Below are 14,564 nucleotides of genomic sequence, written 5' to 3'. Positions count from 1 at the left end.
AGACTTTGAAAGGACGTGTCATACTTGGAACTTAGTATTTTTGATGGTTTGAACAAAGATGAATTATCAATGATTGAAGTGGCACACGCAATTCTGGAAGAACGCGCAGATGTAATGGATTTTTCGGATCTAGTAAATCAAATCCAAAATTATCTTGGCAAATCAGACAGTGAAATTCGTGATGCATTAGCCCAATTTTATACCGATTTGAATATTGACGGAAGTTTTATTTCTTTAGGAGACAATCGTTGGGGATTACGCTCATGGTATGCGATTGATTCAATCGATGAAGAAGTGAACCACGGTTTAGACGATGATGAAGAAGATGCACCACGTCGTAAAAAACGTAAAAAGGTCAATGCCTTTATCAATGGCGATGAAGACGCGATCGATTACAATGATGATGACCCAGAGGATGCCGACTTATTGGCAGACGATGAAGAAGATGAAATTGACGATGACGACGATGATGATGACGACGAAATCGCAGCATACAACTCTGATTTACAAGAAATCGGAGCAGATACAAATGAGGACGATGAAGAAGTTGTTCCAGGCGGAATCGAAGATGACTTAAGTGTAATCGATGACGACGATGATTTTGATGATGAAGAAGACGAAGAATAGATCAGCTGATCTATTCTTTTCTTTTGTCCTTTGTAAAATAAAAAATGCTGGATATTTAATCTCTTATAGGAAAAATTATGGGTAATAACGAAAGTGTGTGATAGACATGAAAAGAGAAGTAGTCCTAAAAAAGTTAAGACGACAAATCTACGAAGAAAAATATCTTTTAGGGGTAGCTACTGCAACAGGAATGAGTGCAGCTAATGCGAAAAACGGTGGAGCGGACATAATCTTAGCTTTGAATTCTGGGAAATTTAGACAGATGGGGAGAAGTTCTTTAGGTGGCTATCTCCCATTTGCCAATAGTAATGATTTGGTACGAAATTTCTCTACAAGAGAACTATTACCAATTCTTGAAAACTTTCCTGTTTTATTTGGTGTGAACGCGACTGATCCATTAATGAATGTTAAAGAGTTACTTAGATACATTTCAGAAAGCGGTTTCTCTGGGGTGGTAAATTACCCGACAGTCAGCCTGATTGATGGACAATTTAGAGAAGCATTGGAAGAAAATAAAATCAATTTTTCTCAAGAAATACAATTTATTGCTGAAGCGAAAAAATTTGGTCTATTCACGATGGGATTTGTCACAAATAACCAAGAAGCAGAAATAATGGATCAAATAAGACCAGATATTCTTTGTATTCATTTGGGGCTTACTGAAGGAGGTAATCTAGGCGCTAAGAAGATGCGCTCCTTTGAAACTATGTTAGCAACAATTCAAGATATTTGTACATTGCTAAATTCACGAAAATCAACAAGTATTATCATGGTTTATGGTGGCCCAATCAACGACTTGACAGAAGTTAGATACGTCTATAACAAATTCTCTGAAATCAAGGGATACATTGGTGGATCAACGTTTGAAAGGATTAATTCGGAACAGATTTTATCATCACAAATTAGATCTTTTAAGGATGCAACACATACTCAACATAATAATTTGACAATTCAGATCTTAGAAGGGATTGAGAAATATTATGACTACATTGATTTTGTAAAAAAATATATCAGTGAGAATTACTCAACGCCTATTTATATCAACGAATTAGCTGAATTCACGAACTTATCTCCAAGTTATCTAAGTGATTTGTTTAAAAAGAAGATAGGAGTCAGTTTTACCGAATATTTAATCAAATTTCGATTGAATAAAGCAATTGAGTTGATGAATTCTACGGACTTAAAATTAGTTGAGATAGCAAATCTAGTTGGCTACCCAGACTATGCACAATTTAATAAGATTTTCAAAAAATATATGAAGAAATCACCAAAGAAATACAAACAAACTAATATATAAACTATTTTTCAGTTTTATAAAACGTTTTCATTCTCTGCGTATACTCCTATAATTATTTTGTAAATAACTAATATTAATGAATAAGGAGGTATAAATAAGTGAAAACAGTAGCTTTAGTAGGCACATTTGATTCAAAAGGGACAGAATATCAATATATAAAACAACTTTTGGAGAAGCTCGATTTGAATGTTTTTACTATTCATACAGGAGTTTTTGAACCTTTGTTTGTTCCTGATATCGATGTTTCTGTAGTTGCCGAACAAATAGGCGAAGAAATTATGAAGATTCGTGAGCGGAATGATAGAGCTTATGCAACAGCCGTTCTATCTAAAGGATTAGAAATTTTATTGCCTAAACTGTATGCTGAAAATTTATTTGATGGAGTTCTTTCATTTGGTGGTACAGGAGGTACTTCATTGGTGGCTCCAGGAATGCGTAAGTTGCCAATTGGAGTCCCAAAATTAATTGTTTCGACAGTGGCATCTGGAGATACTAGTGTTTATGTTGGGACAAGCGATATTATCATGATGCCTTCGATTGTAGATGTTTCAGGGTTGAATAAAATATCTAAAAGAATTTTTGGAAATGCAGCATCTGCAATGGCAGGTTTATTGAACTATCGTTTCGAAACTGAAGAAGATGATCATCCGTTGATTGCGACAACAATGTTCGGTGTCACGACGCCGGCTGTTAACTTTGCTAGAAACTATCTTGAAAAAAGAGGTTATGAAGTTTTAGTTTTCCATGCAACTGGAGTAGGTGGCCGAACAATGGAATCATTAGTAGCAGATGGTTATTTTAAAGGCGTACTTGATCTTACAACGACTGAATGGGCAGATCAATTAGTAGGTGGCATTTTAAATGCCGGAGAAAAGAGATTAGAGGCAGCGGCAGTAGCGAAGGTTCCTCAAGTTGTTTCACTTGGTGCGTTGGATATGGTCAATTTTGGTCCATTTGATACCGTCCCAGAGCGGTTTAAAAAAAGAATATTTTATAAACATAATCCTACAGTTACGTTGATGAGGACGACGATTGAAGAGAATAAAGCACTAGGGAAAATTATTGCTGAGAAATTAAACTTAGCTCAGATAGAAACTATCTTGACTATTCCAAAAGCTGGTTTCTCAGGAATCGATGTAGTAGATGGTCCATTTTATTGTCCAGAAGCAGATCAAGTATTAATCCGTTCAATAAAAGAGCATCTAAGCAATGATAAAGTTCAAGTAATTGAATTAGACAATACGATTAATGATCAAGCGTTTGCGGAATTTTCTGCACAGCAGTTGATCAATTTAATAAATAAGGAAGGGATTTAAATCATGAATACTCAAACTAGAAAAGAAATCATTGAATCGTTCAAAAAGAAACTTAGCACTGAAGACATCCTTGTGGGTGTAGGTGCGGGAACTGGAATAACTGCAAAAAGTAGTGAGGCTGGTGGCGCAGATATGTTAATCATCTATAATTCCGGTCGTTACCGTATGGCTGGAAGAGGATCATTAGCAGGACTTCTTTCTTACGGAGATGCAAATCAAATAGTTGTGGAAATGGGACAAGAGGTTTTACCTGTAGTCAAAAAAACACCCGTATTAGCCGGTGTTTGTGGAACGGATCCATTTCGTGTAATGGACGTATATTTAAAACAATTGAAGGATCAAGGGTTCAGCGGTGTTCAAAATTTTCCAACTGTTGGATTGATTGATGGTACATTTAGACAAAATTTAGAAGAAACAGGAATGGGGTATGATTTAGAAGTTGATATGATCAAAAAAGCTCATGATTTAGATATGTTAACAACACCTTATGTATTTGATCCAGATCAAGCCAGAAAAATGGCAGAAGCAGGAGCAGACATATTAGTTGCTCACATGGGATTAACAACTAAAGGAACAATTGGTGCGAAAACAGCATTAACTTTAGATGACTGTGTAGAAAAAATCGAAGCTATTATCAGAGCAGGAAGGGAAGTCAATCCTGAAATATTAGTTATTTGTCACGGGGGACCAATTGCCGAACCAAAGGATGCTGAATACGTGATTGAAAAAACAAAGGGAATAGATGGATTCTTTGGAGCATCAAGTATAGAACGTTTTGCGGCAGAAAAAGGGATTCGAGAACAAACAGCAGCATTTAAAAATATTAAAAAGAAATAGCTTATATTCTGTTCATTTGTTAAAAAACTAGATTGATCATCATGGTCAATCTAGTTTTTTGTATTTTTATATGAAACATATCAAGCGTTTGTACACTGAATAATCGCAATTAATAGGATTCTAAAAGTTATAAATTAACGGAGTGTGAGATTTGGGATGGTTGCAATTGATAAGTGGTTGGGTGAACAGGTATAATAGGTTCATATTGATTTTAACTTGTAAACAGTATGTGAGAAAATACAAAAAGACACTTTTCATTCAAACCTGAAAAGTGTCAAAATACGATATACAAAAAATGCGCCCTGAGGGAATCGAACCCCCGTCTCAAGAACCGGAATCTTACGTGATATCCACTACACTAAGGGCGCAAGCACGAGTATTAGTTTAGCATATAATTCAAAAAAAACAAGGGGAAAGTATATGAAGTTTCAACAAGGTTATTCGCAAAAGCAGCAACAAAGTCAAAAATTAGCGATGACACAAGAATTGCAGCAAGCCATTCAGATCCTACAATTTAATACTGAGGAGTTGCAAGACTACGTTGAAACGGTCTCATTAGAGAATCCGCTCTTTGATGTAGTCGCACCAAAGATTCAAAGTGATTTGATGCAAATGCATAGCGGTCCAATCAAAGAAGATTCTTTTATCCAGATTGCTGATCATCCAATCTCGTTGTTTGAACATTTGATTCATCAAATTCATTTGAATTATCGCGATACATTCATTCGTGAGATTATGCTGATCTTAGTCGAATATATCGATGTAAATGGCTATTTAAAAGTCAACGAAGAAGAACTCAAAAAAGAATTGAACGCAACAGATATTCAATATCTTGATGCTTTGACTCTTTTACAACAACTAGATCCGCCTGGTGTGGGAGCTAGAGATCTTCAAGAGTGTCTGATGCTGCAAACAGAACAAGACGACTACGCACCAGAATTAGCATATTTACTATTAGAAGAATCTTTTGATGCGATTGCTAAAAGAAAATTTGAACAAATCGCTAAAGATTATCAAATTAGTTTGGCTCAAGTTCAACAAATCCTAGACTATATTCGGACATTGAATCCTTTTCCAGGAGCTAGTTTCGGCAGTCAGGATTCAAATTTTATCATTCCAGATCTTACCTTAGTCAGACGAGAAGGACAGTTAGTCGTTTTATCAAATAAACGTGGACAATTGCGCTTGAATTTTCAAGAGAATTATTTTAATCGATTGAAACGACAGGCGGATGAAGAAACAACGGCTTATTTAAAAGAAAAACTTCAACAGTTCAAATGGCTAAATAAAACTTTGGGACAACGCAAGGATACGATTCTCGAAGTTGGGAAGATTATTGTTCAGCATCAGGCGGCTTTTTTTGAAGCCAAACAAGGTGCCTTGAAGCCGTTAATGTTAAAAGATGTGGCTAAGCAATTGGACGTTCATGAATCGACAATTAGTCGAGCGGTCAATGGTAAATATATTGAGACCGATTTCGGCGTGTTTGAATTGCGTAGTTTTTTTGTAAATAAAGTCAGTGGTGAAGATACTTCTGTTGATGAAGTAAAACGATTGATTGCTTTATTAGTTGAAAAAGAGGACAAACACAAACCGTTATCGGATCAAAAAATTGTCGAATTACTTGCGGAAAAGGAGCAAAAAATCTCCAGACGAACAGTCGCAAAATATCGGGAGGCATTAAATATTCCCAGTTCATCGAAAAGAAAACGTTTTGATTAAGCCAAGCGAAAAAAAGCGTGGCTTTTTCCTTGCGTAGAAGTCTTAAACCTGTTACACTTTGTCATGTAAGAAATTAGCAAATTTCAAATGATTGATTTGACTTTCTTGCATTTTTTTTAAAATTCATGGGTCGCCAAAAGTCTATGAGGGACTACTTAAGTCCAACGGAGGAATTCCTTTGTTAAGTGAATTAAGAGTGCTTGAAGCAATCGCCCCTGATGTGTTAGAGGTTGTCAAAAAAAGATACCGCATTATGCAGAATATTTTTTGGATGCAACCGATCGGCCGAAGAAACTTAGCTGATTCATTAGGTCTTACAGAACGTGTCTTACGTGGTGAGACAGAGTATCTAAGAGACCAGCGTTTGATTGATGCAACAAAAAGCGGCATGTTATTAACTGAAAAGGGCGAGGATCTATTGCAACATCTAGAAACGCTGATGGAGCAATTCACTGGTATGGATCAGTTAGAAAAAAAACTTGCGGCACTTTTTCAAATCGAACGTTGCTTGATTGTTTCTGGCAACAGTGATGAACAAGAAAAAGTGATCGGTGAATTTGGTGAATTGATCGATGAAGCGTTACAACGTCAATTACCGAACGGTCGAAATATCATTGCAGTGATGGGCGGCACGACGATGGCAGAAGTTGCTAGACATGTCAGTCCATTAGAAACGAATAAGCGGCATAATCTTTTTGTTCCAGCGCGAGGCGGAATTGGTGAAGCGGTAGCAATCCAAGCCAACTCAGTGAGTGCTTTGATGGCAGCTAACGCCCATGGCGAACATCGCGTATTGTATGTACCGGAACAATTAAGTGAGAATGCTTATCATACGCTGCTGAAAGAACCTTCGATTAAAGGTGTCTTGGCGATGATTAAAGAGGCAAATTGTGTTGTACACAGTATTGGTCGTGCAGTACACATGGCAGCCAGACGAAAAATGTCAGAAGATGAGATCATTCGTCTAAAACAAAAAAATGCTGTGGCTGAATCATTTGGTTACTTTTTTGACGAAAATGGAGCGATCGTCCATAAAGTACCGCGGATCGGATTATCATTAGAAGATATCCAAAAGATGCCGATCGTTTTAGCCGTTGCCGGTGGCAAAAGTAAAGCCAAAGCCATCACAGCATACATGAAAAATGCTCCAAAACAAACGTGGCTCATCACAGATGAAGCCGCCGCAAATGAGATTTTAAAAGGGAAACCCCCTTTAAAATAAATATATTTTTTGATTCCATAAGGAGGAAATCTTAAATGACAGTAAAAGTTGGAATTAACGGATTTGGACGTATCGGACGCTTAGCATTCCGCCGTATCCAAGATGTAGAAGGATTGGAAGTTGTAGCTATCAACGATTTAACAGATGCTAAAATGTTGGCTCACTTGCTAAAATATGATACAACTCAAGGTCGCTTTAACGGAACTGTTGAAGTTCATGAAGGTTCATTCAACGTGAACGGAAAAGAAGTTAAAGTTCTTGCAAACCGCAACCCTGAAGAATTACCTTGGGGAGAACTAGGGGTAGATATCGTATTAGAATGTACTGGATTCTTCACTTCTAAACCTGCTGCTGAAAAACATTTAACAGCTGGTGCTAAACGTGTTGTTATCTCAGCTCCTGGTGGTAACGATGTTCCAACAATCGTTTATAACACTAACCATGAAACTTTAACTGGTGACGAAACAGTTATCTCTGGTGCTTCATGTACTACTAACTGTTTAGCTCCTATGGCTAAAACTTTAAATGACGAATTTGGTGTTGTTGAAGGATTAATGACAACTATCCACGCTTACACTGGTGACCAAATGACTCTTGATGGACCTCATCCTAAAGGTGATTTCCGCCGTGCACGTGCTGCTGCAGCAAACATCGTGCCTAACTCAACTGGTGCTGCTAAAGCAATCGGTTTAGTTATTCCTGATTTGAACGGTAAATTAGACGGAGCTGCTCAACGTGTTCCTGTTGCAACTGGTTCATTAACTGAATTAGTTACTGTTCTTAACAAAAAAGTTACTGTTGATGAAGTAAATGCAGCAATGAAAGCAGCATCTAACGAATCATTCGGTTACAACACAGACGAAATCGTTTCTTCAGATATCGTAGGCATGACTTACGGTTCATTATTTGACGAAACTCAAACTAAAGTAATGTCAGTTGGCGATCAACAATTAGTTAAAACTGTTGCTTGGTATGATAACGAAATGTCATACACTGCACAATTAGTTCGTACTTTAGAATACTTCGCTAAACTTTAAGATTTATTTTAAACGAAAACAACATTGTCTGAAACAAGGCGGGGAAGCAACGCGCTTCTCCGTTTTTTTCGTAAGTCTATCATTGGCTCTTTTGTTGAAAAGAGTTGTATAATAATAAAGATTCAAAAAAATATTTGGAGGTTTTCTTTCATGGCAAAAATGACAGTTAAAGATCTTGACTTGAAAGACAAGAAAGTTTTAGTTCGTGTGGACTTCAACGTTCCTGTTAAAGATGGCGTGATTACTGATGACACTCGTATCAAAGCGGCGTTACCAACAATCAACTACATTTTAGAACAAGGCGGCAAAGCTATTTTGTTCTCTCACTTAGGTCGTGTGAAAACAGAAGAAGACAAAGCAGGCAAATCATTAAAACCTGTAGCTGAACGTCTAAGCGAATTATTAGGTAAAAATGTAACATTTGTACCTGAAACTCGTGGTTCTGAATTAGAAGCAGCAATCGCAGACATGAAAGACGGCGACGTAGTTGTATTTGAAAATACTCGTTTTGAAGATATCGACGGTAAAAAAGAAAGCGGCAATAACGCTGAACTTGGCAAATACTGGGCTTCATTAGGCGATGTATTCGTAAATGACGCATTTGGTACTGCTCACCGGGCCCACGCTTCAAACGTAGGGATCGCTTCTACTGGAATTCCAACGGTTGCTGGATTCTTAATGGAAAAAGAAATCAAATTCATCGGCGAAGCTGTTGAAGAACCTAAACGCCCTATGGTTGCTATCTTAGGTGGCGCGAAAGTTTCGGATAAAATCGGAGTAATCAAAAACTTGATTCCTAAAGCTGACAAAATCTTGATCGGTGGCGGAATGACGTATACATTCTATAAAGCTAAGGGCATGGAAATCGGAAACTCATTAGTAGAAGCCGATAAAGTAGAATTAGCGAAAGAATTGATCGGAGCAGCTGGCGATAAATTAGTATTACCAGTTGACTCAATCACAGCGGCTGAATTCTCAAATGATGTTCCAACTGAAGAACATACTGGTGATGTTCCAGCTGGACAAATGGGTCTTGATATTGGACCAGAATCAATCGCATTGTTTGCTCAAACATTAGAAGGCGCAAAAACAGTTGTATGGAACGGCCCTATGGGTGTGTTTGAAATGAGTAACTTTGCTCGTGGAACAATCGGTGTTTGTGAAGCAATCGCAAACTTAACAGATGCTACAACCATTATTGGTGGTGGAGATTCTGCAGCAGCAGCTGAACAACTTGGTTTTGCTGATAAATTCACTCACATTTCAACAGGTGGCGGTGCAAGTCTTGAATTATTAGAAGGTAAAGAATTACCTGGTCTTGCAGCAATCAACGACAAATAAGCCAAGCTAAACAAATAAAAAGGAGTTTTTTTAAATGCGTAAACCAATTATTGCTGGTAACTGGAAAATGAATTTAACGGCTTCAGAAGCAAAAGATTTTGCTGAAGCAGTAAAAAACAAGATTCCTGCAAATGATAAAGTGGATTCAGTCATTGGATCACCTGCTTTATTCTTACAAGAATTAGTTGAAGCAGCAAAAGGCACTGAATTAAAAATCTCTGCACAAAACTGTTACTGGGAAAATGCTGGAGCATTCACTGGTGAAACTTCACCTGCAGCTTTAGCAGATCTTGGTGTGGACTATGTAATCATCGGCCATTCAGAACGTCGTGAATACTTCCACGAAACAGATGAAGAAATCAATAAAAAAGCTAAAGCAATTTTTGCTAACGGTATGTTACCAATCCTTTGCTGTGGTGAGTCTTTAGAAACTTACGAAGCTGGTAAAACAGCTGAATGGATCGAAGGACAAATCAAAGCTGGCTTAGCAGATCTAACTAAAGAACAAGTTTCAAGTATGGTCATTGCTTATGAACCTATTTGGGCAATCGGAACTGGTAAATCAGCAGATGCACAAATCGCAGACGAAATCTGTGGCGTTGTTCGTTCAACTGTTGAAGGAATTTACGGCAAAGAAGTTTCTGAAGCTGTTCGTATCCAATACGGTGGTTCTGTTAAACCAGAAAACATCACTGAATACATGGCAAAAGAAAATGTTGACGGTGCATTAGTCGGCGGAGCTAGCTTAAAAGCTGATTCATTCTTAGCTTTACTAGAAGGCGCAAAATAATTTTTTTCAGAAAATTGTAGCTTTTGTTTGCAACTGCCTGCAATTTTCACTAATATTGGTTATAAGGGTCTTAACCCTATTAATAAAACAAATTTAAAGGAGAGACAAAACATGTCAATTATCTCAGACGTTTACGCACGCGAAGTCCTAGATTCACGTGGTAACCCAACAATCGAAGTAGAAGTTTATACAGAAGACGGCGCATTCGGCCGCGGTATGGTTCCTTCAGGTGCTTCAACTGGTGAATACGAAGCCGTTGAATTACGTGATGGTGACAAAGCTCGTTACGGCGGTAAAGGTGTTACTAAAGCAGTTGATAATGTAAACAATGTTATCGCTGAAGCAATCATCGGCTATGACGTACGCGACCAAGCTGCAATCGATGCTGCTATGATCGAATTAGATGGCACACCTAACAAAGGTAAATTAGGCGCAAACGCTATTCTTGGTGTTTCTATTGCCGTTGCTCGTGCAGCTGCTGACTATTTAGAAATCCCATTGTACAACTACCTTGGCGGATTTAACACAAAAGTTTTGCCTACTCCTATGATGAATATCATCAACGGTGGATCACATGCAGATAACTCTATCGACTTCCAAGAGTTCATGATCATGCCAGTTGGCGCTCCTACATTCAAAGAAGCTTTACGTTATGGTGCTGAAGTATTCCACGCATTGGCTTCAATCTTGAAAGCTAAAGGTTTGGCTACATCAGTTGGTGACGAAGGTGGATTCGCTCCTAACCTTGGTTCTAACGAAGAAGGTTTCGAAGTAATCATCGAAGCTATCGAAAAAGCTGGCTATGTACCTGGTAAAGACATCGTTCTTGCTATGGATGCTGCTTCTTCAGAATTCTACGATAAAGAAAAAGGTGTTTACGTTTTAGCTGACTCAGGCGAAGGCGAAAAAACAACTGATGAAATGATTGCATTCTACGAAGAATTAGTTGCTAAATACCCAATCATCTCAATTGAAGATGGCTTGGATGAAAACGACTGGGAAGGTACTAAGAAATTAACTGAAGCTTTAGGCGATAAAGTTCAATTAGTTGGTGACGATTTATTCGTTACAAACACTGAAAAATTAGCTAAAGCGATTGAAATGGGCGTTGATAACTCAATCCTTATCAAAGTTAACCAAATTGGTACATTAACAGAAACATTCAATGCAATCGAAATGGCTAAAGAAGCTGGCTACACTGCAGTTGTATCTCACCGTTCTGGTGAAACAGAAGATTCAACAATCTCTGATATTGCTGTTGCAACAAACGCTGGCCAAATCAAAACTGGTTCTCTTTCACGTACTGACCGTATTGCTAAATACAATCAATTATTACGCATCGAAGACCAATTGGGTGATGTTGCAGAATACAAAGGTATCAAATCTTTCTACAACTTAAAAAACAACCCATTCATCGCTAAATAATTCCGATTATTAAGTGAGTAAAAGTCTGTGAGAAGCAATTCTCGCAGGCTTTTTTTGATTGAGGATTTAGGGCGGAATTTGAGGTATACCAATTTTTGCGTACTGCTGTTTTTCAAGGATTGCTAAGTACAAAAAGCGCCTAATTAGTCATACCTGGTGATTTAATTTTCTTCTGTTTTTCTTAAGAAAAGGAGCGTAAAAAATGCTATTTCAAGAAGGCGTAGAAGAATTTTTATTAGATTGTCGGGTAAGAAACTTGTCTAAAAGGACGATTGAAACGTATCAATCACAAATACGAGTTTTTAGTAGTTACATATTTTCAGAGTTTGAACTAGATAAGTTGGAAGAGATTAAGAAACCTCATGTAAAGAGTTTTATTCTATCGATGAAGGAAGAACGCAGTGCGAATTATATTAATCAGATTTTAAAAGCTCTCAGAACCTTCTATAAGTACCTTTTTACTGAAGAATATATTGATCGTAACTTTATGCTAGATATTCAATATTTGAAATCAGAGAAACGATTAATCAATACTTTTAATGATCAAGAGGTAGCTGCGATGATTAGTTTCTACAATCACACAGGATTTGTGAATCAGCGGAATAGACTAATCATAGAAATTATGACTGATTGTGGTTTGCGGGCAGAAGAAGTCCGATGCTTATCAAATGATAATTTTAAGGGAACCTACTTTCAATTAATGGGGAAAGGACGTAAAGAACGGGTTGTTCCTATTTCGCAATATCTGCAATTGTCCATCAAAAAATACCAGAAAACGAAACGAGGTTACTTTAATAATTTGCGTAATTATCGTGAAATTGATAATTACCTCATTGTCAGTAAATCTGGTAAAAAAATTACGAATAATGTTCTTTTGGAGAAGATAGTCAAAGACGCAGCAAATGGAATTGGAGTAAGGGATGAAGTAAAACGAAGAAGTTGCCACAGTTTGCGACACTATTTTGCACAGAAACTATTGAAGAGTGGGGTTAATCTTTATACAATTAGTCGCTTATTGGGACATTCCAATATCAAGACGACGCAAACCTATCTCAATTCCTTGAGCGATGCGGATATTTTGGAAAATACAAAAGTCACCCCATTGAAACGCTTGTTAAGAGAGGGGAAGATGTGATGGGAATGCAAAGATGTTTGATTCCATTGGTGACTGCCAGTCATCTACCAACGCAAACGTTTGAATAAAAAATAATTTTAGAAATTTTAAGGTCGTTACTGGATAAGAAAGCGATTAGAAAATCCGTTCATCCCCATTACCTTTCGTTATATGTATCCGAGTAGATTAGTCAGAAGGGTCTAGTTATTTTATAATCAGTCTAAGCAGTGATGACTTTATCGAAGAGTCTATTAAGATAAGTACTTTGATGAATTGGAAATGAATAAGAAGTCCGTAGAAACTTGATTATTTAATCAGTCTGCGGACTTCTTTCACTTTGCTTGTATAATAAGAAAGATCTCTATTTTCTTCGATAGCTTTTATAGAATTTATACATCCTTGAGTTTTATTACAAAGATTCAATAAATCTTTTTTTGATGGTTTTGAATTAGAATAAAGGGAGTTTAGTAACAAATCAAAGTTATCAATCATTTGCTTGTGTAATTTGCCAGAAGCTTGTATCTGAGTGGGGGTTATTACTACACCAGTTAGTTTACTTGCGTTATTAAAGAGTGTTCTAGATTTTTCTTGGTTTATTTGCAGACCAAAAGACCTAACAATCTTTTTTGCTGATCTTTCTACTGCTTTATTAATATACTTAGATGACGAAAAAGTAATATCGTCAAAATAGGCAGAAAAATGTAGTTGCTGCTGATTTGCTAAATTATTCAACTGTTGATACATAGACTCGTAAGCTAAAAAACTCATTAACGGACTTGTGGAATAACCTTGTGGAATGAACCTCCCATAATCGCCAGATTCAGTAGTAATTATTGTCAATATTCGAGCGACATCAGCTGGCTGATTAAGTTTGTTTTTGAAAAAGTCATAGACATATGAATCGCTTGTAGAGGGGAAGAAGTTTTTTAAGTCGATGAGGATAAGACTCTTAGCATTTTCATGGACTCTAGCGTTAGCTATGTAACTTCTATTTTTAATTCCGCCATATATATAGTTGGGAATCTCAATTTGTTCTAAACAGTTTTTGATGGCATTAATAGTTATTCGTTGTGTATCTGTGGGGTTAAAAAATTGACGAGTTTTTCTCCCTTTCGTCTTAGAAAAATATGGTGCTGAAAAAGAAATATCTGCTTGTTTCAACTTAGAAATATCAGTTTTTAATAAATAAGAAAGCCTCTTTTTTGAAGAAACTTCAAAAAGAGGACTTGTTGAGTAATTCATTTTATATACCTCGCAAAAATAAAAGAGAAGAGAATAAAGTAGATCAATCAAATGTTTGAGATTATCTACCATGAAGCTAAATAGACCAAGTATAGCTCGTAATGATTCAAGAGTGTCCTTGAAGTCCATTATGAGATTCACCATAATATTACAAAGAGTAATCTTCTGGAGGACCTTCTGCTTTCTGTGCTTATCACGAGTTTCTTTTAGTTCGTTTCTTGTTTTCATTTTAAAAATCTCCTTCCTTAAATTAGGCCGCAGCCCCCCTGTTTACTTAAGGAATACCAGAAGATAAGCACTTATTCAAATCTCCGTAAAAAACCCTGTTTAAAATTATGTTGGTATGTTAGCTTATACGTCATTAATCTATTATTGATACGTTACAACAATCAGTCAAGACGATAGCAGGGACAAACATGTAAGGGTTGAAATGTTACGAACGTTGAAAGAATCAACAAGATGTTTGTCAGGGAAATTCTGGTGAAACTCGTAGTATAATTATAACGTATATTCTTTAAACGCCGATTGTAAAATTAAGCTAGACAACTAAAAAAGCCATTTGTGCTACACTCAAAATAGTTCTGACCAAAGAAT

General features: G+C 36.8%; 12 protein-coding genes and 1 tRNA gene. 11 read left to right on the top strand and 2 right to left on the bottom strand.

The window, feature by feature from the left end; all coding sequences use genetic code 11:
- Positions 1-24: 24 nt before the first annotated feature.
- The 4 genes from rpoE (at position 25) to P7D84_RS08870 (ending at position 4,077) form a co-directional block, all read left to right on the top strand.
- Positions 25-627 carry a DNA-directed RNA polymerase subunit delta gene (gene rpoE, locus P7D84_RS08885; RefSeq protein ID WP_137603490.1) on the top strand — a complete coding sequence of 201 codons (603 nt, stop codon included), beginning with the start codon at positions 25-27 and terminating at the stop codon, positions 625-627.
- A 106-nt stretch (positions 628-733) separates the two neighbouring features.
- Positions 734-1,924, top strand: coding sequence for a phosphoenolpyruvate hydrolase family protein (locus P7D84_RS08880; RefSeq protein WP_311806109.1), 1,191 nt, complete (start codon positions 734-736; stop codon positions 1,922-1,924).
- Between the two features lie 98 nt (positions 1,925-2,022).
- Entirely contained in the window at positions 2,023-3,240 is a 1,218-nt protein-coding gene (locus P7D84_RS08875) for a Tm-1-like ATP-binding domain-containing protein (protein ID WP_311806107.1), read from the top strand.
- A 3-nt stretch (positions 3,241-3,243) separates the two neighbouring features.
- Positions 3,244-4,077: a phosphoenolpyruvate hydrolase family protein gene (locus P7D84_RS08870; RefSeq protein WP_311806105.1), complete on the top strand. Its 834-nt coding sequence runs from the start codon at positions 3,244-3,246 to the stop codon at positions 4,075-4,077.
- Positions 4,078-4,373: 296 nt separating this feature from the next.
- On the opposite strand, the gene P7D84_RS08865 is transcribed toward P7D84_RS08870, so the two are convergent.
- A tRNA-Arg gene (locus tag P7D84_RS08865) sits at positions 4,374-4,445 on the bottom strand.
- Positions 4,446-4,497: 52 nt separating this feature from the next.
- On the opposite strand from P7D84_RS08865, the gene rpoN reads away from it, so the two are divergent.
- From rpoN to P7D84_RS08830, 7 genes are all read left to right on the top strand, one after another.
- Complete coding sequence (rpoN, locus tag P7D84_RS08860) at positions 4,498-5,799, top strand: RNA polymerase factor sigma-54 (RefSeq protein ID WP_311806104.1); 1,302 nt, start codon at positions 4,498-4,500, stop codon at positions 5,797-5,799.
- 178 nt (positions 5,800-5,977) lie between these two features.
- Positions 5,978-7,021 (top strand): sugar-binding transcriptional regulator, encoded by a 1,044-nt coding sequence (locus P7D84_RS08855; protein ID WP_311806103.1) that lies wholly within the window; start codon positions 5,978-5,980, stop codon positions 7,019-7,021.
- Positions 7,022-7,056: 35 nt separating this feature from the next.
- Positions 7,057-8,058 (top strand): type I glyceraldehyde-3-phosphate dehydrogenase, encoded by a 1,002-nt coding sequence (gene gap, locus P7D84_RS08850; protein WP_137603487.1) that lies wholly within the window; start codon positions 7,057-7,059, stop codon positions 8,056-8,058.
- Positions 8,059-8,208: 150 nt separating this feature from the next.
- Positions 8,209-9,399, top strand: a complete 1,191-nt coding sequence (locus P7D84_RS08845) for a phosphoglycerate kinase (RefSeq protein ID WP_311806101.1) — start codon at positions 8,209-8,211, stop codon at positions 9,397-9,399.
- A gap of 34 nt (positions 9,400-9,433) precedes the next feature.
- On the top strand, positions 9,434-10,189 hold the full coding sequence (gene tpiA / locus P7D84_RS08840) for a triose-phosphate isomerase (protein WP_137603485.1): 756 nt from the start codon (positions 9,434-9,436) through the stop codon (positions 10,187-10,189).
- Between the two features lie 111 nt (positions 10,190-10,300).
- Entirely contained in the window at positions 10,301-11,614 is a 1,314-nt protein-coding gene (gene eno / locus P7D84_RS08835) for a phosphopyruvate hydratase (RefSeq protein WP_137603484.1), read from the top strand.
- Positions 11,615-11,816: 202 nt separating this feature from the next.
- The gene (locus P7D84_RS08830; protein WP_311806099.1) at positions 11,817-12,749 is read left to right on the top strand and encodes a tyrosine-type recombinase/integrase; all 933 of its coding nucleotides are present in this window, start codon (positions 11,817-11,819) and stop codon (positions 12,747-12,749) included.
- Positions 12,750-13,034: 285 nt separating this feature from the next.
- On the opposite strand, the gene P7D84_RS08825 is transcribed toward P7D84_RS08830, so the two are convergent.
- The gene (locus P7D84_RS08825; RefSeq protein WP_311806097.1) at positions 13,035-14,198 is read right to left on the bottom strand and encodes a reverse transcriptase family protein; all 1,164 of its coding nucleotides are present in this window, start codon (positions 14,196-14,198) and stop codon (positions 13,035-13,037) included.
- Positions 14,199-14,564: the final 366 nt, after the last annotated feature.

Origin of the sequence: Enterococcus dongliensis, assembly GCF_031927985.1 — a bacterium.
GTDB classification, from domain to species: domain Bacteria; phylum Bacillota; class Bacilli; order Lactobacillales; family Enterococcaceae; genus Enterococcus_A; species Enterococcus_A dongliensis.
Note: the sequence above shows the minus strand (reverse complement) of the source record. Positions and strands in the feature narration are given on the sequence as shown.